This is a genomic window from Streptomyces sp. NBC_00259 (assembly GCF_036181745.1).
In the GTDB taxonomy this organism is placed as follows: Bacteria; Actinomycetota; Actinomycetes; order Streptomycetales; family Streptomycetaceae; genus Streptomyces; species Streptomyces pratisoli.
This window is the reverse complement of the sequence record NZ_CP108080.1, coordinates 6,727,755-6,745,476: the sequence shown is the minus strand read 5'-3', so window position 1 is coordinate 6,745,476 and position 17,722 is coordinate 6,727,755. Positions and strand designations below refer to the sequence as shown.

Genomic DNA, 17,722 nt, shown 5'->3' with positions numbered 1-17,722 from the left:
GCGTCAGTTATTGACGGTCCATCAGCTCCATCGCACAATTCGGGTCACTCGCCAGGGAGGACCCACCGTGTTGCGACCGATCCGCACCGTCGCCGCAGCCGCCGCGGCACTGCTGCTCGCCACCGCCTGCAACTCCGCCTCCACCTCCGGCGCACCGGGCGGCGCCGCCGGCGCCACGACGCGCGGAGTGAGCGCGGACTCCGTCAGGGTCGGCGGGATCGTCTCCATGACCACCGCGAGCGGCTACTCCAAGAAGGACACGGACCTCGGAGCCAGGGCCCGCTACGACCGCGCCAACGCCGAGGGCGGCGTCCACGGCCGCCGGATCGACTACCTGGGCGCCGAGGACGACGGCCAGGATCCGGCCAGGAACCTCGCCGCCGCCCGCACCCTGGTCCAGCAGGAGAAGGTCTTCGCCGTCGCGCCGATGAGCTCGGTGACGTTCTCCGGCGCCGACTTCCTGGAACAGCAGAAGGTGCCGACGTTCGGCTGGGGAACGCTGCCGTCGTTCTGCGGACCGAAGCACATCTACGGCTTCAACGGCTGCCTCGTCCCCATGCCGGGCGGCACCCTCAACCAGACCTGGCCGGAGGGCCTCGGAGCGGTGCTCGGCGGGACGAAGGGCAGGTCGGTCGCGCTGATCGCCGCCGACAGCGACGCGGGCAAGTTCGGCATCCGCACCTTCACCCAGGGTTTCACGGCGGCGGGCTTCCGGGTCTCCTACGCGAAGGCCGTCGTGCCTGCGGCGTCGGCGCCGAGCGACTGGTCCGCGTACACCAAGGAGATCCTCCGGTCCGACGGCGGCAAAGCGCCCGACGCGGTCGTCTCCGTGATGCAGACGCCGTACAACATCGGGCTGTTCACGGCGCTGAAGCGGGCCGGCTTCAAGGGGGTCATCTCGGATCCGACCGACTACGACCCGGGGCTGCTCACCAAGGAGGCGACCCGGCAGGCCCTGGACGGGGTGCACGTCCTGCTCCAGTTCGAGCCGTTCGAGTCGAACAGCCCCGCGATGCGGCAGTTCAAGGAGGACATCGCCAATGCGGCGGGCGGCAAGGACATCCCGCTCAACATGCACATGGTGACCGGCTACATGTCCGCGGACCTCTTCCTCGCCATCGCGGAGAAGGCCGGCCGGGAGCTGACCGTCGAGTCCTTCCAGAAGGCCGCGGCCGCCTTCTCCGACACCGGAACGCTCGTCGGGGACCGGGCCGAACCCAAGGGGCAGCGCGAGAGCTTCGGCTGCGGGGCGCTCGTACAGCTGAGGAACGGGCGGTACGAGGTGTCGTCGCCGTTCAGGTGCTACCCGCCCGTCCCGTTCCGGTAGGGGGCGCGGATCGTGGGTGATCTGCTGGGGTTCGTCCTGAGCGGACTGGTCTCGGGGGCGCTGTACGCGCTGCTGGCGACGGGTCTCGTGCTGTCGTACTCCGCCTCCGGGCTGTTCAACTTCGCCCACGGCGCGACGGCCTATCTGTGCGCGCTCGCCTTCTACGAGCTGCACTCCGGCTTCGGATGGCCCGCCGTGCCGACCGCGCTGCTGCTGGTGTTCGTCGTGGCGCCCGGCATCGGCTGGGGCCTCGACGTGCTGATGTTCCGGGGGCTCGCGCGGGCCGGGGAGACGGCGCAGATCGTCGCCACAATCGGGCTGCTGGTCGCGCTGCCCGCGGCGGGGCTGTGGGTGGTGGAACTGCTGGCGGACGCCGGCGCCCCGGTGCTGCCCGCGGAGAACCAGTACGGGCTGCCGGGCGTCGGGCCGAGCCCGGCGGTGTCCTGGCAGCCGGTGGACGGGGTCGGCGTCGACTCCGACCAGCTGATCACCTGGACCATCACGGCGGTGACGGCGGCCGGGCTGTGGGTGCTGATGCGGCACACCCGGCTCGGGCTGCGGCTGCGGGCCGCCGTCGACCACCGTGAACTGGTGGAGCTGCGCGGCATCAGCGCGGACCGGCTGTCGTCGGTCGCCTGGATGCTGTCGTCGGCTCTCGCGGGGCTCGCCGGGGTGCTGGCCACCCCGCTGCTGGGCCTGTCCGCGCACGACTACACCCTCTTCCTCTTCGTCTCGGCGACGGCGGCGGTACTGGGGCGCTTCGCGTCGGTGCCACTGGCGTTCGCGGGCGGGCTGGCGCTCGGGGTGCTGCAGAACCTCGTCGCCGGATACGCGTCGTTCGCGGAGCGGATCACGGGATTCCGCACGGCCGTACCGTTCCTGATCCTCTTCGCGGGGCTGCTGGTGATGGCGCGGCGCCGCCGGGCCGCGGGGACGGCGGCCTCGGACGCGGCACCGGCCGACTATCTCGCCGGGCGATCGTGGGGGCGGCGGTGGGGGGTGTGGCTGGGCGCGGCGGTGCTGCTGGCGGCCGCCTTCTACACGGTGACGACCCCGTTCTGGAGCGGCGTCCTGGCGCAGGGGCTGGCGATCTCGCTGGTGTTCGTGTCGTTCACGGTGGTGACGGGACTCGGCGCGATGGTGTCGCTCGCGCAGGCCACGTTCGTCACGGGGGCGGCGCTGGTGGCGGGACTGCTGATGAGCCACGGCTGGCCGTTCGCGGCGGCGGCCTTGGTGGGGACGTGCGGGGCGGCGGTGCTGGGCGCGGTCGTCGCCCTGCCCGCGCTCCGGCTGGGCGGGCGGTCCCTGGCGCTCGCCACGCTGGCGCTGGCCTTCCTGGCGGACCAGGTGCTGTTCCAGTTCGGCCCGCTGCGCAACGGCGACACCGGCTGGGAGATCCCCCGTCCCGTCCTCGGTCCCGTGGACCTGACCGACGACCGTGCGCTGGGCGTGGCACTGGTGGTGCTGGTGACGGTCGCGGTGGCCGGGCTCAGCGCCCTGCGCGACTCCCCCACGGGGCGGGCGATGCTGGCGGTACGGTCCGCCCCGGCGGCTGCGCTGGCGTCGGGCGTGTCCGTCGTCCGTACGAAACTGCTGCTGTTCACGCTGTCGGCGGGGCTCGCGGGCTTCGGCGGCGTGATGTACGCGTCGTACAACACCCGTGTCACGGCGACCGACTTCACCGCGATGACGGGGCTGGTGTGGCTGGCGGTGGTGGTCGCCGCAGGGGTGCGCAGGCCCCAGTTCGCGGTGGTGGCGGGACTGGTGTTCGCGCTGATGCCGCATCTGCTGGCGCAGTACGTGACGGAGTCCTCGCACCTTCCGGTGATCCTGTTCGGGCTGGCGGGACTGGCGCTGGCGAACGACCCCGACGGCTACTGCGCGGCGATCCCGACACGCCTGCACGCCCGCAGGGCCGCGCGCCGCTCATCCCCCGGGGTGGGCAAAGCAGCCGAGCGGGAGCAACGCCCAGCAGTTCGGGGCGACTCCGGCACGGACACGGGCGTGGGCGCCCGCACCGGCAGCGAGTACCTCACCGGCGCCGGCACCGGGTACCTCACGGGCGAAACCGTCGGCACCGACGGCACCGACGGACCGCGGGAACGGGCGGAGACCGCACTGGAGTTGCGCGGTGTGTACGCCGGTTACGGGGAGGCTTCCGTCCTGCGCGGTGTGGATCTGGCCGTCCGCGGCGGGGAGATACTCGCCGTGCTCGGGCCCAACGGGGCCGGGAAGTCCACCGCGTGCCGCGTCGCCGCCGGTGTGCTCGCCGTGGAGCGTGGAGAGGTCCGCGTCGGCGGGCGGGAGGCGACCTCGGACCGGGCCGTGCGGCGGGCGCGGCGGGGTGTGCTCCTCGCCCCGGAGGGGCGCGGGATCTTCCCGGGGCTCACCATCGAGGAGAATCTCGCGCTGCGGCCGGCGGACAGGGCCGCCCGGGAAGCCGTGTACGAGCGCTTCCCCCACCTCGCCGCCCGCCGCGGCGTCCACGCCGGCTCACTGTCCGGGGGTGAGCAGCAGTTGCTCGCCCTCGCCCCGCTCCTGCAGCGCCCGCCCGCCGTCCTGATCGCCGACGAGCCGTCGCTCGGACTCGCTCCGCGCGTCGCCGAGGAGGTCTTCCTGCTGCTGACCGAGCTCCGCGCGGCGGGCACCGCGCTGCTGCTGGTGGAGGAGAAGGCCGCCGAGGTGCTGGGGATCGCCGACACCGTGGCGTATCTCGCGCAGGGCCGGGTCGGCTGGTGCGGCCCGCGCGCCGATGTCGACGCGGAGCGGCTCACCGAGGCGTACCTGGGCCTCGGGGAAGGGGTCCGGTGATGACGGCGTACGTACTGGAGACGGACGCGGTGGGGGTGCGGTTCGGCGGGGTACGGGCGCTGCACGGCGTCGGCATCGGTCTGCGGCCCGGCGAGATCTGCGGGCTGATCGGGCCCAACGGGGCGGGAAAGACGACCCTGTTCGACGTGCTGTCCGGGATCCGCCGCGCCGACGAGGGCCGGATCCTGCTGGAGGGGGCGGACATCACGCGCCGCTCCCCCGTCTGGCGGGCCCGTCACGGAGTGCGCCGTACGTTCCAGCGGCAGCAGCTCTTCGGGCAGTTGACGGTCAGGGACCATCTCCTCGTCGCCCAGGAATGGCGGCGGGGCTCCGGCCCCGCCCGCCGCGAACGCGCCGCCACCGTGCTGCGCGAGTGCGGTCTGGACGCGCTCGCGCAGACGTACGCGGGCGGGCTCCCGGTCGGCCAGGGCCGCATGGTGGAGCTGGCCAGGGCGCTCGCCGACCCGCCTCGTGTGCTGCTGCTCGACGAGCCCGCCTCCGGTATGCCGGCCGGGGAACGCGACCGGCTCGCCGCGGTCGTCCGGCGCCTCGCCGCCGAGCAGAACTGCGCGGTGCTGCTCGTCGAGCACAATGTCACCTTCGTGATGGAGCTGTGCACGCGCGTCGTCGTCCTGGATCTGGGCGAGGTCCTCGCGGAGGGCACCCCGGCCGAGGTCCGCGCCGACCCGCGGGTCCGGGACGCCTATCTGGGCACGCCGTCCCCCGGCCGGACACCCACCGCGGCGCCCCCGGCCGCCGGTACCTGAGCCGGGTCGAGTGCCACCGACGTGGCCTCGTCCGCAGAAGAGAACGGGGAGGCGTCGACCGAACACGTTCCGTGACCACGCCGGTTGCCTCCCGGCCGCTTCGCACCCTTCTCCCCGACAGCCACCCCACCGCTGCGGGGCCGTCCGACAAGCGTCTCCGGGCGGGGCGCCGCCTACGTGCAGGGGTCGACAGGACCGGGGGCGCCGATACCCATAGGGTCGTAGTCGTACCGGTCGGTCTCCCCTGACGGGAATCACCCGGCCGTTGTGATCGTTGACCATGGGAGCACTTCCCGACGACGTAAGGATCGACCGCTCGTGAGCAAGGTCCCCTCCATCACCCTCAACAACGGTGTCTCCATGCCGCAGCTCGGCTACGGCGTGTGGCAGGTGCCGGACGACGAGGCGGCGAAGGCCGTCGGTACGGCCCTGGAGGCCGGTTACCGCAGCATCGACACCGCAGCCATCTACGACAACGAGAAGGGAACCGGCCAGGCCGTCGCCGCCTCCGGTATCCCCCGTGAGGAGCTCTTCCTCACCACCAAGCTCTGGAACACCGAGCAGGGCTACGACTCGACGCTCCGCGCCTTCGACGCCTCGCTCGCCAGGCTGGGCCTCGATTACGTCGACCTGTACCTGATCCACTGGCCGCTTCCGGCCAAGGACGCGTTCGTGGACACGTACAAGGCGTTCGAGACCATCCTCGCCGACGGCCGCGCCAAGGCGATCGGCGTGTCCAACTTCCTTCCCGCGCACCTGGAGCGGCTGTTCGGCGAGACCTCGGTCGTGCCGGCCGCGAACCAGATCGAGCTCCACCCGCAGCTCCAGCAGGCCGAGTCGCGGGCGTTCCACGCCAAGCACGGCATCGCCACCGAGGCGTGGTCCCCGCTCGGCCAGGGCCGCGGGCTGCTGGAGGTCCCGACGATCGTCGCGATCGCGCAGAAGCACGGGAAGACCCCGGCGCAGGCCGTGCTCCGCTGGCATCTGCAGCTGGGCAACGTCGTGATCCCCAAGTCCGTGACCCCGTCCCGGATCCAGGAGAACATCGACGTCTTCGACTTCGAGCTGGACGCCGACGATCTGGCGGCGTTCGGCGCCCTGGAAGAGGGCCGGCGCCTCGGACCGGACCCGGCGACGTTCTCGCTGGGCGTCTGACGCTCGCCGCGGCGGCCGAGGCCCTGAGCGGCCGCCTGCCATGGGGCCTCACGTAGGGTGAGGCCCCATGAGCAGGTCCCGCACCCCCGCAGCGCCCTTCCGGGAAGGCCGCTACCTCGTACGCAACGCCGGCAGCGGACTGCTCCTGGAGGTGTACAACGGCGCCAAGGGCAGCGGTGCCAATGTGCAGCAGGGCCGGGAGACCGGGACACCGGCACAGCAGTGGGACGTCACGCACGCAGGCGGCGGCCTCTATCACCTCATCAACGTGAACAGCGGCAAGCGGCTCGACGTCGCCAACGCCTCCACCGAGAACGGCGCCAACGTCCAGCAGTGGAAGGCGAACAACTACGGCGCTCAGGAGTGGCTGATCGAGCAGCACCTCGACGCCCCCGGGACCGTGACGCTCATCAGCCATATCAGCGGGCTGCTGCTGGAGACCGAGGGCGGCTCCGGAGACGACGGTGCGAACGTGCGGCAGTGGGAGGACACCGACTCGCCGTTCCAGTGGTGGCGGCCGGAACCGGTCACCGGGTGACCCACGCCGGATCAATCGGCCTGTTCTGTCAGGGACTTACCTTCTTTCGACGTCCCAATTTCTGCTTATGCTTCTGCTGTGTTCGACTCCCGGTACATCAGGACTTTCCATGAGGTGGTCAGGACCGGCTCGTACTCGGCGGCCGCCCGGACGCTGGGCTACACCCAGCCGGCGGTCAGCCAGCAGATGAAGGCGCTGGAGCGGGACCTCGGCACACCGCTGTTCACCAGGGTCGGCCGGGGCATCCGGCTCACCGAGGCCGGGGAGGCGCTGACCCGGCACACCGAGGTGATCCTCGACAGCCTGACCGCGGCGCAGCAGCAGATCGACGCGATAGCCAGGCTCCGCGCGGGGCGGGTGCGGGTGTGCGCGTTCCCCAGCGCCGGGGCGACCCTCATCCCGGAGGCGATGGCCATGCTCGCCGCCGAACACCCGGGGATACGTGTCGAGTTGACCGAGAGCGAGCCGCCGGAGTCGCTGCGGCTGGTGGCCGAGGGCGCGTGCGACATCTCCCTGGCCTTCAGTTATCCGGGCCAGTCGGCGGAGATTCCCGGTGAGCTGTCGGAGGTCAGGCTGCTGGAGGACCCGCTGACGGTCCTGCTCCCCACCGGGCATCCGCTGGCCCGCCGCCGCTCGGTGCGCCTGGCCGATCTGGCCCACGAGCGGTGGATCGCGGGCTGTCTGCGCTGTCGTGCCAACTTCCTGCACGCCTGCGCCGAGGAGGGGTTCACCCCCGACATCGCGTGCACCACGGACGACAACCTGGTGATGCAGAGTCTGGTGGCGGCGGGGGTGGGGATCGCGATGGTGCCGCAGCTGGTGCTGTCGTTCCTCTGCCACCAGAAGGTCACGGGCCGGATCGTGGAGCCGCACACCCGCCGCCGGGTCCACGCGTACGCTCTGCGCGACCATCTCCGTATCCCCGCCACGGCCCTGGTGCTGGACCGGCTCGTGGCGGTGGCCGAGCGCAAGATCGGCTGCTGAGGAGCCGCCGCGCGCCGCCGCATCCATAAGCGGTGGTTGAGGACCCGCCAAGCAATCCCACGTGGACGCGCCGGAGTACGCGGGCGGACGCTGCGTTTCATGACGCCTTCGAGCACAGCCACGAACTCCCCTCCGCGGACGACCGCACGTCTGCGCTCGCTGGTGACGGAGATACGCGAGACCGTGAACCGCGGGCTGCCGCCGGAGCCCACGGCACACCTCGTGGCGGAACAGCTCCTGCCGCACCTCGGCAGGCCCGACCTGCTCACCGCCGAGCAGTGCGAGGGGGACCCGCGGCACTACCGGCAGCACGTCCTGCACGCCGAGCAGGACGGCAGCTTCTCCGTCGTGGCCCTGGTCTGGCTGCCCGGGCAGCACACCCCCATCCACGATCATGTCTCCTGGTGCGTCACGGGTGTTCATGAGGGCGAGGAGCACGAACGCCGTTATCGCCTGGTCCCGCAGGGCTCGACGGCCCGGCTGGTGGCCACCGAGGACGTGGTGAACCCGCGCGGCGCGGTCGCCGCGTTCGCTCCGCCCGGCGACATCCACCTCGTGCGCAACGCCGGGACCGGTGTGGCGCAGTCCCTCCATGTGTACGGCGCCGACATCGCCCGCCTCGGCACCAGCGTCCGGCGCGTCTACAGCCTGCCCGCCGACCGGTGATGGCCCTCGCCGGCTCCTGGGCGCACGGCATCACCGCGCGTGCAATGTCACGCGTCACTTCGCGGACTTCACACGGCACTTCACGTAGCCCTTCCGGTGGGACCTCACGTGGGGCTTCACGCGGCGCCTCGCGTCGGACGCCCGAGAAGCCGAACGGCCCCGGCCCCGGCTCCCGTCCCGGCCCCGGTCCCGGCCTGGTGCTCGCCGCCGGTGCAGTGGGTGCGGCGTGGCTGGTGCACCTCCTCGTGCCCGCCGTGCCGATGCTCACCGCCGCCGTCGTCCTCGGTATCGCCGCCGCGCACACCCCCTGGCTGCGCGCCCATGTCCGCGGCCGCTGCCGTACGGGACTGACGCTGGCGTCGAAACGCTTGATGCGGGCCGGGATCGTGCTGCTCGGGCTCAAGCTGAGCATGGCGGACGTGCTGGGGCTGGGCTGGGCGACGGTCGCGATGGTGCTCGCCGTGGTGGCCGCCACGTTCTGCGGCACCTGGTGGCTGGGGCGCCGCCTCGGACTGCCGGGCGACCAGCCGCTGCTCATCGCCACCGGCTACTCCATCTGCGGCGCGTCCGCGATCGGCGCGGTCGCCACGGTCCACGACAGCGACGACGAGGACGTCGTCACCTCGGTGGCGCTGGTGACGCTGTGCGGCACGCTCGCCATCGCCGTACTGCCGCTGCTGCACAGCCCCCTGGGGCTGAGCGACGCCGAGTTCGGACGGTGGGTGGGGGCGGGTGTCCATGACGTGGGCCAGGTGGTGGCCACCGCCGGGACGGCGGGGGCGGACGCCCTGGGCGAGGCCGTCCTGGTCAAGCTGATGCGGGTGGCGCTGCTGGCCCCGCTGGTCGCGGCCGTCGTGGTCAGCGTGCGCCGCCGCGGCCGCGGCGCCCCCTCGGCCGGCCGGCCTCCCCTGGTCCCGCTGTTCGTCGTGGGATTCCTCGCCCTGGTGGCCCTGCGCACCACGGGTCTGCTCCCCGCCCCCGCCCTCGCGGCGGCCGGCACGGCTCAGGAACTCCTGCTCGCCGCGGCGCTGTTCGGCCTGGGCAGCGCGGTCCATCTGCCGTCCCTGACCCGCACCGGCACTCGGGTCGCCGTGGCCGGGCTCACGGCCTGGGTGCTCATCGCCACGGTGTCGTACGCGGGCGTCCTGCTGACCGCGAGGCTCTAAGCCTCCAGGTCAACCCCTGCGGGCCGTGTCCGAGACGGCCTAGCCCCGCCGGGCCGTGTGCACGGTGCGGGCCGCCAGCAGAAAGCAGTCCGGGCGGTGCATCAGACCGTCCTTGTCGTCCGGGTCCAGCAGCCGTTCCAGTACGGCGGCGTCGTCGGCGTCCAGCCGGTCCCCCAGGGCCTTTCGCTGCCATGAGAAGGCGGAGACCAGGTGTTCGCGCACGGGGGCGGTGACCGGGGCCGGGACGTCGAGGAGGAAGGAGCGGGTGACGGTGGGGGTCAGGCCGACCGCGGAGAGCAGGGCGCGCCAGTCCTCGACCTCCGTCCTGGCGCCGGGCAGGGCGGCGCGCATCTCCTCGAACCATGCGGTGTTGGCGGCTTCGAGCCGGCCCTCCAGGCCGGGCCGGCCGATGCCGATGTCACGCGGCAGATGACGCGGCGGCAGCCCGCCCTCGACGAGCGCGAGCAGCCCGCCGGGCCGCAGCAGCCGGGCGAAGCCGGCGAGGGCCGCGCGCTGATCGCCCAGGTGGTGCAGCGAGTTGCCCGCCCAGATCAGGTCCGCCTCGCCCAGATCCTCGATGCCGCCGGGGAGTTCGGCGACATGGGTACGGACACGGTCGCCGAGGCCGGTGCGCTCGGCGCGGGCGCGGGCCTGGTCGAGGAGGGCGGGCGTGCCGTCGACGGCGACGACCTCCGCGTACGGGAACGCCTCCGCGAGCAGACAGCTGATCACTCCCGGTCCGCTGCCGATGTCGAGGACGCGGCGTACGGCCGCGGCGGGAAGCTGCTCCCCGATCCAGGCCGCGGCCTGCGCGTACATCGGGCCCTGCAGTGCGGCTTGGCGTTCGAGGAGCGGGGCGAGTTCGTCCCAGTCCACGTCGGTCGTGACGTGGGCGGGGTCGTGGCTGTCGCCGGCCCCGTGGTGGTGATGGCTCATGGCGCCAGGGTGCGCGCAGTGGGCCGGGATGGCGAGTTCTGTTGCCGTTCCGGCAAAGCGGCGGGCGCTCGGAGCCGTCGTCCGCCTGCACCGGCGTGAGCAGGGGAATCGGGTGAAGGCGACGGTGACGGTGACGGTGAACGCATCAGTGGGGTGGTGGCGAGGACGCGGAGGAGCGACGCAGTGCCAGGACCCGGTAGCGGGGCTCGGCGCGCGGTTCGTCCGGTTCGGGCAGGGCGGACAGTTCCGCCGCGAGCTTCTCGGCGACCGCGCCGCGGGCCGTCAGCCGTGACGCGTACTCGCCGCGGAGCAGCGCCTGCGCGGTGCGGCGCGGTGAGCGGCCCAGCCCATGGCCGGTGAAGTGGGTCTCTCCCGCGGGGCCGAGGCCGTGGGCCGCGGCGAACGCCTCGATACGGGCCGCGCGGTCGTACGCCCGCGCCGTCCGGTACGGGGCGAGGACGGCGTCGATGTCGCTGCCGACGTCGTGCCCGGCGTCCTTGTCCACGGTGGTGACGAACACCCCGCCGGGGCGCAGCACACGCGCCGCCTCGGCCACCGCGGTCCGGGCGTCCGGCACCAGGTGCAGCAGCCACACCGCGCTGACCGCGTCCACGGACGCGTCGGGCAGCGGCAGCCGGCGCGCATCGGCGAGGACGACGCCCTCGACCCGGCCGGCGGCCATCCTGGCCATGCCGGGCGAGAAGTCGGCGCCGAGCACCCGAAGCCCCGGCCGGCCCAGCCGCTCGGTCACCAGCCCGGTGCCGCAGCCGATGTCGAGCAGCGCGCGGGCCGCGTCCGGGACGAGGGAGAGCACCGCCGCCGCGGCCGCGGCGGCACGGGGCGCGCCGCCGCGCGTGGCGTCGTAGACGGCGGCCTCGACGTCGTGGTCGAGGAAGGTGTCCCGGCCGGCGCTGACGCTGCCGGCCGTGTCGCAGGTCTCGTCGTCGTGCAGCACGGTCAGCTCGCGCCGTGGTTCGGGGCGACCGCTTCGACGCGGCGGGCGAGTTCGAAATCGCGTTCGGTGATCGTGCCGCCCGCGTCGTGCGAGTTCACGGTGAGGTTGACCGTGTTGTAGCCGAGGAGCAGGTCCGAGTGATGGTTCAGGTCCTCCTGGATCTGCGCGACATGGACGACCAGTGCGGTGGCGGCGAAGTGGGTGCCGAGCCGGTAGGTGCGGGCGATGCGGTCGCCCTCCTGTGACCAGCCGGGCAGTTCCCGCAGCCTGTCCTCGATCTCCTTCTGCGACAGCGGCTCTGTGGGCATGAGCGAGGCTCCCTCCGGATGTGTCTGTCGGCGACGTTACGGTGACCGTATGACAACTGTCGCGCCCGACACGGGAGTAGGGCCACTCCTGCGCGGCTGGCGGGAGCGGCGCGGACTGAGTCAGCTGGCGCTGGCCCTGCGCGCGGGCTCCTCGGCCCGGCACATCAGTTTCGTCGAAACGGGCAGGTCCCGGCCGAGCGAGGAGATGATCCTGCGGCTCGCGGAGCAGCTCGACGTGCCGGTGCGCGAGCGGAACGTGCTGCTGCTGGCGGCCGGTTACGCGCCGCGGTACGCGCAGACGCCGCTGGACGATCCCGCGATGGGTTCCCTGCGCGCGGGTATCGAGCAGCTGCTCCGGGGCTACGAGCCCTATCCGGCGCTGGTGGTCGACGGGACGTACACGGTGGTGTCGGCCAATCGGGGGATCGCGCTGCTCCTGGAGGGCCTGCCAGGGCATCTGCTCGCTCCCCCGCTGAACGCGATGCGGATCACCCTCCACCCGGAGGGCCTCGCCCCGCGGATCCGGAATCTGCGGGAGTGGCGGGCCCATCTGCTGGCCCGGATGGAGCACCAGATGGCACTGGTCCGCTCTCCGGAGCTGCGCGAGCTGTACGAGGAGGTCGCCGCGTATCCGCTTGCGGGGTCCGGGGGCGGCGCGCCGGAGCACGGCGAGGACCGAGGTGACGGAGCAGGCGTGGAGGGCGGGGAGGGCGAGCGGGACGGGGAGGACGCGGCGCCGTACCCGCATGTCGCGCTGCCGCTGGTGATCGAGCACGAGGGCAGGGTGCTGTCCTTCGTCTCGTCGGTCTCGACGTTCAACACGCCGATGGACGTCACCGTGGCCGAGCTCGCCATCGAGACCTTGCTGCCGGCCGACCCGGCGACGGTGACGTACCTGAGGTCCCTCACCCCGTGACCGTGGCACGCAGGGCCGACCACTGCGGCCCGGCGAGGCACGCGACGACGAGGGCCTGCGCCGGGATGCAGCCCTGCGCCCGCCGGAAGCCGGTCTGAGCCGCCGCCCTTGACCTCGGCGGCTCAGACCGGCGGCTGGGACCGGCGGTCACACCGGCAGCTCGCACCGGCGGATCGCACCGGCGGATCGCACCGGCGGATCGCGCCGGAGGGTCGCACCGGCGGGTTCAGACGGGCTGTGCTTCCGCTTTCGCGGCGTTGATGGCCCGGACCACCTGCACGGGATGCCGGGTGGACACGTACAGATAGCGGAACGGGACGGCCGGGTCGGCGACCTCGACCCGGACCGCCGTCGGGATGTACGCCCGCAGGGCGAAGCGCGCGTGCGGACCGGCCCGGAACGTGCGCCATTCCAGTGCCTCGTCCTCGTCCAGGATCTCGATCCAGCCGAGGCGTTCCACCCGCATCGCGAGCCCTTCGGTGATCAGTACACCGTCCTGGACGCGCAGGCGTGCCGCGCCGTAGCCGACGAGTGCGGCCGCCAGGAGCACGGCGCTGACCGCCGCGGCGGTCAGCGCCGGTCCGATGCCGAGCGGAGCGACCGCGAGGGCGACTCCGCAGCTGGCCGCAGCGGCCAGCAACCACCAGCGCACCGGTACGACAAGGCGCTCCTGATAGGCAGTCATGAGGCCGATGGTTTCACGCCTGGGGCCGCCCGGCGCGCTGGGGGCGTCCGGCGGCGTGGATCAGAGGCCGTCGCCGGACCGGGAGCCGGAGCGGGAGCCGGAGCGGGAGCCGGGGGCGTTTCCTTCGGAGGGCTCGGGGGGTTCGGGTTCTCGTTCGGCGGCACCGGGGACACCGTGCTCGTCCGGACCGGTGCGGACGACCTCGGCACGGATGATGGCGTTCACTGCGGCGTAGGGGTCGATGGGCATGGCTGTCTCCTTGCGCATGGTGAGGGTGTGAGGGGTGGTGACCGTCCGTCGGGACACGGCATGTCGTGGTGCCGGTCCCGTACGGGTCCTCAGCAGCGCAGGACCAGGAGCCTCGTGGCGGGGGGCGGGGGCGGCGCGGCCGCGGGCCGGGCCGCTCCACGGGGATACGGGCCGAGGGCGCCGGCGCCTTCGGTCGTGTCCCCGGGCGGCTCGCAGGCCCGCGCGGGGCGCCGCTCCGCCCGGACGGGCGGGGGCTGTTCCGTTTCGGACGTGTCCTGCGGTGCCTCACCTGCCGGATCGGCGGGTGCGGAGGCCGGCGGGCGATCCGCACCGGGCGAGGTGACGGCCGTGGCGCCCGCCCGGGTCCCGAGTACGGCGACGAGCGCCATCAGGACGGCGAGCACGACACGGTCGGCACAGCGCACGGGACGGTTCACGGGCACAACCTCCTGGACATGCCACCTGTGCCCGGGAACCACCCGCGACGCGCCACCCGTGCCGGGAATTCGCCCTTTCGGACTACGTCCGGCTACGCCTCTCGGGCTGCCGTGTCCCCGGCGACCGCCGGCGTCGCCGTCCTCGTGGTCCGGTGGTTGCGCGCCGACATCCACGCGTACACGAGGACACCGGCGAAGAGGAACAGCACGCCCTGGTAGACGGCCGCGTAACCGGATCCGGCGACCAGCCACACCGAGAAGCCGGCGGCGACCGCCGCGAGGACACCGTCGCGCAGCAGCCGTGCCCGGCTGACGCGGTGCGCCTGGCCCGAGGCCAGGTAGTAGATCTGCGCGGCCGTCGCCAGCAGATACGGCACGGTCGCCGTGAACGTGGTGACGAGGACGAGGATCTCGAACACGCCGCCGGAACCGGCCGTGTAGTTGTAGACCGTCAGCAGCGAGGCCAGGACGACGGTCACGAGCACTCCCACCGTCGGCACACCGCGCCGCTTGCGGGCGAAGGCGGCCGGGAAGAGGCCGTCGCGGGCGGCCGCGTACGGGGTCTGGGCGCTGAGCAGGGTCCACCCGTTCAGCGCGCCGACCATGGAGACGAGCGCCATGCACGCCACGGCCGAACCGCCCCAGGAGCCGCCGAACATGGCGTTGACGGCGTCCGAGAACGGGGCGGTGGAACCGGTCAGTTCGTCATGGGCGACGGTGCCGAACACCGCGAGCGTGCCGAGCAGATAGACCACCGCGGCACCGAGGGTGCCGAGGATGGTGGCGCGTCCGACATTGCGCCGCGGGTCACGGACCTCGCCCGCGCTGACCGCCGCCGACTCCACGCCGAGGTAGCTGAAGAGCAGGATCGCGGCGGAGGCGGAGATCGCTCCGACCGTGCCGGAGCCGCTCGCCTCGAACGGCCCGAGGTTGTCCGCGTCGAAGAAGAACAGACCGCCGACGGCGACGAGCAGCAGCGGCACGAACTTCATGACGGTCGCGACGAGCTGGACGGCGCCGACGTACCGCGTGCCCGCCAGGTTGGCCACGGCCGGCAGCCACTGGAGCACCAGGGCCGCCGCCATGGTCGCCGGCTTGGAGTCGTGGAGCGGCAGGAGGACGTCGAGATAGCCGACGGCGGCCACGGCCAGCGCGGCGTTCGACACCCAGGCCGTGATCCAGTACGACCAGGCGGCGAGGAATCCGGCGAAGTCACCGAAGGCCTCACGGGCGTAGACGTAGGGGCCGCCGGTGCGCGGATGGCGCTCGGCGAGCCGTCCGAAGACCAGGGCGAGCGCGATCGCCCCGACGGTCAGGACGGCGAAGGCGACCAGGCTGATCGTCCCGAAGGGGGCCACGGAGGCGGGCAGCAGGAAGATCCCGCCGCCGATGATGTTGCCCATGACCAGTGCGGTGGCGACGGGCAGCCCGAAGCGCCTGGCGTGTTTGCTCCGGTCTTCGCCCGGCTCCCCGGCGGTGGCGATGGCGGTGGTCGGTTCGTTCCGGGGAACTGTGGTGGTCATGGGGGGGTGGTGCGCCTTTCTCCGTACAACCCGACCATGGTCAGGGACGGTGAACACCGCACCAAATCACTCGGATTTGTCCTGTACGACCCGACCGATGACCGGAAATGCTTCTTCCTGGCGGCCCGGTGACCGGGGATCCTCCACGGGACCGAGGGGCACCTGCGGCGCGAACGGTTCGCCCCGGGATTCGTCCAGCCATCGCTGCAGCACCGTGTGCACCTGTTCGGCACCGACCAGCTCCGTGCCGTCGGCGACGGGCTCGGACAGTTCGTACGGCGACAGGAGGAAGGGGTAGGACTGCTCGCCGCCGAGCCCGCCGTGCGAGCCGATCTGTGCCTCGAAGGCGTGCACCCGGCCGGTGACGGGGTCGTGCATCGAGTTGACCATGATGTCGGCGACGTGAGGGAACGAATCGGTGCGGCGGATCGCGTCGGCCGCTCCAGGCCCGAACACGGCCAGCGGCCCGGAGTCGTCGAGCGGGTCCACCGGCAGCTCCACCGTGCCCGACGCGTCCCGGCCGAGCACCACCGAGCCGTGCCGTTCGCTGCGCACCAGCAGGAAGCCGATGCCGGGATGTGAGGCGAGGGTGTGCAGCAGCGCGGGGTGGCGGCGGTCGATCTGTTCCCGGCTGGGGCGGCCCGGCAACCCGGGGAAGGAGATCAGGCCCAGGTTCCCGGAGGCGAGGACGACCGGCTCGGACGGGCCGTCCGCCGGCTGCTCGGGGGCGCCGTCCTCCCCCATGGGCCGGTGCAGCGCGCCGAGCAGCGCGTGCCGGGCGGCGTCACGGGCCTCGGCGCCGCTCTTCGTACGGCCGGCGCGGCGGGACACGGGCAGCCCGCAGCCGGCCCGGACGAGATCCTTCAGGGTGAGGCCGTAGGCGCCGTCGAAGGTCTCGCCGGGGCTCTGGCCGTGGTCGGACAGGAGCACGATCCGGTAGGTGCGGGGCGCGTGCTCGGCGACCTTGGCGATCAGGGCGAGGGAGCGGTCGATCCGTTCCAGGACCTTCGCCGCGTCCCGGCTGTGCGGTCCCGAGTGGTGGGCCACCTCGTCGTAGGCGACGAGGTCGGCGTAGACGGTGGTGCGTCCGGCGAGCATGTCCCCCATCACCGCGGCGACCACCACGTCCCGTTCGACGACGGTGGCGAAGGCCCGGATGAGGGGGTAGAGGCCGCCGCGCCCGGTGCGCGGCTCGTCGCCGCGCAGCCGGGAGCGGACCGACTGGCCGATCTCGCGGGCGACCTCCGCGACGAACGACACGGCGGTGCGTACGGCGTTGGCGGGGTCGGAGAAGTAGGCGAAGTAGCCGGCGCGGGAGCGGTTGGCGCGGCCGCGGCGGGCCGCGACGGAGAGCACCAGCGCGAGCTGGTCGGCGCCGCCGGTGAACAGGTTGCCGCGGCTGGCGCCGTCGAGGCTGAGCAGTCCGGCGTCCCGGGTCCGCCGCACGGCACGGCGCTGGAGCTCGACGGCGCTCGCGGGACGGTTGCTGACCATGATCCGGCGGGTGTCCTTCTCGTACCAGCGGAAACCGGGGACGTCGTGGTTCGAGCCGTGCAGGATGCCGAGCTGGCTGGCGCCGGTCTGGCTGGACCAGTCGGTACGCCAGCGGGTGAGCCGGTGCGAGGAACCGAGCCAGCGCGCGACGGTGGGCATGAGCCCGTCCTCGACGGCCCGTACGAGCACGGCGTGTCCGACTCCGTCGAGCTGCAGGAACACGGTGCCGGGCGGGGCTGCGGCGCCGTCCGCCGCGCCGGGTCCGCCCCGCCCGCCCCGTCTGCGGCGGCGGGTGGCGAGGCGGGAAAGGCGCCGCCGGTAGGCGTTGTCGTCACGGACGGCGAGGGCGGTGGAGGTGGCGGAGGCGACGGCGGACATGACGGCGGCGACGACGACGGCGGTCTCCGGGGCGGCCGCGCCGCCTCCGTCGGGGATCAGCCGGAGGGCGAGCAGCAGCAGCGAGCCGTTGAGGAAGAACACCAGCAGCCCCAGCACCAGCGCCGGCACCAGCAGGAAGGCGCGTACGACCAGGGGCCAGACCAGTGCGCTGAGCAGCCCGAACGCACCGGCGCCCCAGGCCGCGGTGATCGCGGTCCTGGTGATGCTCTCGCCGTCCTCCGACTGCAGCCGGAAGTCGGGCAGCGCCCCGGCGAGCACGAGCAGCGTGAGGGTCGACACCGCCCACACCACGATGATCCGCCACAGCGCGCTGCCCGCGGTCCTCCATCGCCGTTCACCCACGCGCCGTCACAGCCTCTCGCCTCGCCTCCGTTCCAGCGTGTCACGCACGGAGAGCGGCCGGGTG

General features: G+C 72.9%; 17 protein-coding genes. 9 read left to right on the top strand and 8 right to left on the bottom strand.

Features of this window, described 5'->3' with window-relative positions; all coding sequences use genetic code 11:
- Positions 1-67 precede the first annotated feature (67 nt).
- From OG766_RS30285 to OG766_RS30250, 8 genes are all read left to right on the top strand, one after another.
- On the top strand, positions 68-1,327 hold the full coding sequence (locus OG766_RS30285; RefSeq protein WP_328726651.1) for an ABC transporter substrate-binding protein: 1,260 nt from the start codon (positions 68-70) through the stop codon (positions 1,325-1,327).
- 12 nt (positions 1,328-1,339) lie between these two features.
- Positions 1,340-4,138, top strand: a complete 2,799-nt coding sequence (locus tag OG766_RS30280) for an ABC transporter permease subunit (RefSeq protein ID WP_266386542.1) — start codon at positions 1,340-1,342, stop codon at positions 4,136-4,138.
- A complete protein-coding gene (locus OG766_RS30275) occupies positions 4,138-4,905 on the top strand; it encodes an ABC transporter ATP-binding protein (protein ID WP_266386545.1) in 768 nt (255 codons plus the stop codon). The genes OG766_RS30280 and OG766_RS30275 overlap by 1 nt, the downstream gene beginning before the upstream one ends.
- A gap of 318 nt (positions 4,906-5,223) precedes the next feature.
- Positions 5,224-6,060, top strand: a complete 837-nt coding sequence (locus OG766_RS30270; RefSeq protein ID WP_266386548.1) for an aldo/keto reductase — start codon at positions 5,224-5,226, stop codon at positions 6,058-6,060.
- A 67-nt stretch (positions 6,061-6,127) separates the two neighbouring features.
- A complete protein-coding gene (locus tag OG766_RS30265) occupies positions 6,128-6,598 on the top strand; it encodes an RICIN domain-containing protein (protein WP_266386551.1) in 471 nt (156 codons plus the stop codon).
- A 78-nt stretch (positions 6,599-6,676) separates the two neighbouring features.
- Entirely contained in the window at positions 6,677-7,582 is a 906-nt protein-coding gene (locus tag OG766_RS30260) for a LysR family transcriptional regulator (RefSeq protein ID WP_266386554.1), read from the top strand.
- A gap of 99 nt (positions 7,583-7,681) precedes the next feature.
- A complete protein-coding gene (locus tag OG766_RS30255; protein WP_266386557.1) occupies positions 7,682-8,248 on the top strand; it encodes a cysteine dioxygenase family protein in 567 nt (188 codons plus the stop codon).
- Between the two features lie 44 nt (positions 8,249-8,292).
- Positions 8,293-9,414: a YeiH family protein gene (locus tag OG766_RS30250; protein ID WP_266386560.1), complete on the top strand. Its 1,122-nt coding sequence runs from the start codon at positions 8,293-8,295 to the stop codon at positions 9,412-9,414.
- A gap of 39 nt (positions 9,415-9,453) precedes the next feature.
- On the opposite strand, the gene OG766_RS30245 is transcribed toward OG766_RS30250, so the two are convergent.
- From OG766_RS30245 to OG766_RS30235, 3 genes are all read right to left on the bottom strand, one after another.
- Complete coding sequence (locus tag OG766_RS30245) at positions 9,454-10,350, bottom strand: class I SAM-dependent methyltransferase (protein ID WP_328726649.1); 897 nt, start codon at positions 10,348-10,350, stop codon at positions 9,454-9,456.
- 145 nt (positions 10,351-10,495) lie between these two features.
- On the bottom strand, positions 10,496-11,302 hold the full coding sequence (locus OG766_RS30240; protein ID WP_266388730.1) for a class I SAM-dependent methyltransferase: 807 nt from the start codon (positions 11,300-11,302) through the stop codon (positions 10,496-10,498).
- Between the two features lie 5 nt (positions 11,303-11,307).
- Positions 11,308-11,613 carry a 4a-hydroxytetrahydrobiopterin dehydratase gene (locus OG766_RS30235; RefSeq protein ID WP_266386566.1) on the bottom strand — a complete coding sequence of 102 codons (306 nt, stop codon included), beginning with the start codon at positions 11,611-11,613 and terminating at the stop codon, positions 11,308-11,310.
- Between the two features lie 49 nt (positions 11,614-11,662).
- Between OG766_RS30235 and OG766_RS30230 the strand changes: the two genes are divergently transcribed.
- A complete protein-coding gene (locus OG766_RS30230) occupies positions 11,663-12,529 on the top strand; it encodes a helix-turn-helix domain-containing protein (protein WP_328726648.1) in 867 nt (288 codons plus the stop codon).
- Between the two features lie 226 nt (positions 12,530-12,755).
- Here the strand turns inward: OG766_RS30230 and OG766_RS30225 are convergent, their stop codons facing one another.
- The 5 genes from OG766_RS30225 to OG766_RS30205 all read right to left on the bottom strand — a co-directional run bounded on the left by OG766_RS30225 (position 12,756) and on the right by OG766_RS30205 (position 17,658).
- On the bottom strand, positions 12,756-13,214 hold the full coding sequence (locus tag OG766_RS30225) for a DUF3093 family protein (RefSeq protein WP_266386571.1): 459 nt from the start codon (positions 13,212-13,214) through the stop codon (positions 12,756-12,758).
- Between the two features lie 60 nt (positions 13,215-13,274).
- Entirely contained in the window at positions 13,275-13,463 is a 189-nt protein-coding gene (locus tag OG766_RS30220; protein WP_328726646.1) for a hypothetical protein, read from the bottom strand.
- An 89-nt stretch (positions 13,464-13,552) separates the two neighbouring features.
- The gene (locus OG766_RS30215) at positions 13,553-13,900 is read right to left on the bottom strand and encodes a hypothetical protein (protein ID WP_266386575.1); all 348 of its coding nucleotides are present in this window, start codon (positions 13,898-13,900) and stop codon (positions 13,553-13,555) included.
- Positions 13,901-13,992: 92 nt separating this feature from the next.
- Positions 13,993-15,423 carry an amino acid permease gene (locus OG766_RS30210; RefSeq protein ID WP_266386578.1) on the bottom strand — a complete coding sequence of 477 codons (1,431 nt, stop codon included), beginning with the start codon at positions 15,421-15,423 and terminating at the stop codon, positions 13,993-13,995.
- Between the two features lie 66 nt (positions 15,424-15,489).
- Positions 15,490-17,658 carry a phage holin family protein gene (locus OG766_RS30205; protein ID WP_266386581.1) on the bottom strand — a complete coding sequence of 723 codons (2,169 nt, stop codon included), beginning with the start codon at positions 17,656-17,658 and terminating at the stop codon, positions 15,490-15,492.
- Positions 17,659-17,722: the final 64 nt, after the last annotated feature.

Excerpts from the sequence above, each read along its gene's own strand:
- OG766_RS30220 (WP_328726646.1), bottom strand. The coding sequence starts at position 13,463 with ATGCCCATCGACCCCTACGCCGCAGTGAACGCCATCATCCGTGCCGAG.
- OG766_RS30225 (WP_266386571.1), bottom strand. The coding sequence starts at position 13,214 with ATGACTGCCTATCAGGAGCGCCTTGTCGTACCGGTGCGCTGGTGGTTG.
- OG766_RS30245 (WP_328726649.1), bottom strand. The coding sequence starts at position 10,350 with ATGAGCCATCACCACCACGGGGCCGGCGACAGCCACGACCCCGCCCAC.
- OG766_RS30235 (WP_266386566.1), bottom strand. The coding sequence starts at position 11,613 with ATGCCCACAGAGCCGCTGTCGCAGAAGGAGATCGAGGACAGGCTGCGG.
- OG766_RS30210 (WP_266386578.1), bottom strand. The coding sequence starts at position 15,423 with ATGACCACCACAGTTCCCCGGAACGAACCGACCACCGCCATCGCCACC.
- OG766_RS30250 (WP_266386560.1), top strand. The coding sequence starts at position 8,293 with ATGTCACGCGTCACTTCGCGGACTTCACACGGCACTTCACGTAGCCCT.
- OG766_RS30255 (WP_266386557.1), top strand. The coding sequence starts at position 7,682 with ATGACGCCTTCGAGCACAGCCACGAACTCCCCTCCGCGGACGACCGCA.
- OG766_RS30275 (WP_266386545.1), top strand. The coding sequence starts at position 4,138 with ATGACGGCGTACGTACTGGAGACGGACGCGGTGGGGGTGCGGTTCGGC.
- OG766_RS30265 (WP_266386551.1), top strand. The coding sequence starts at position 6,128 with ATGAGCAGGTCCCGCACCCCCGCAGCGCCCTTCCGGGAAGGCCGCTAC.
- OG766_RS30230 (WP_328726648.1), top strand. The coding sequence starts at position 11,663 with ATGACAACTGTCGCGCCCGACACGGGAGTAGGGCCACTCCTGCGCGGC.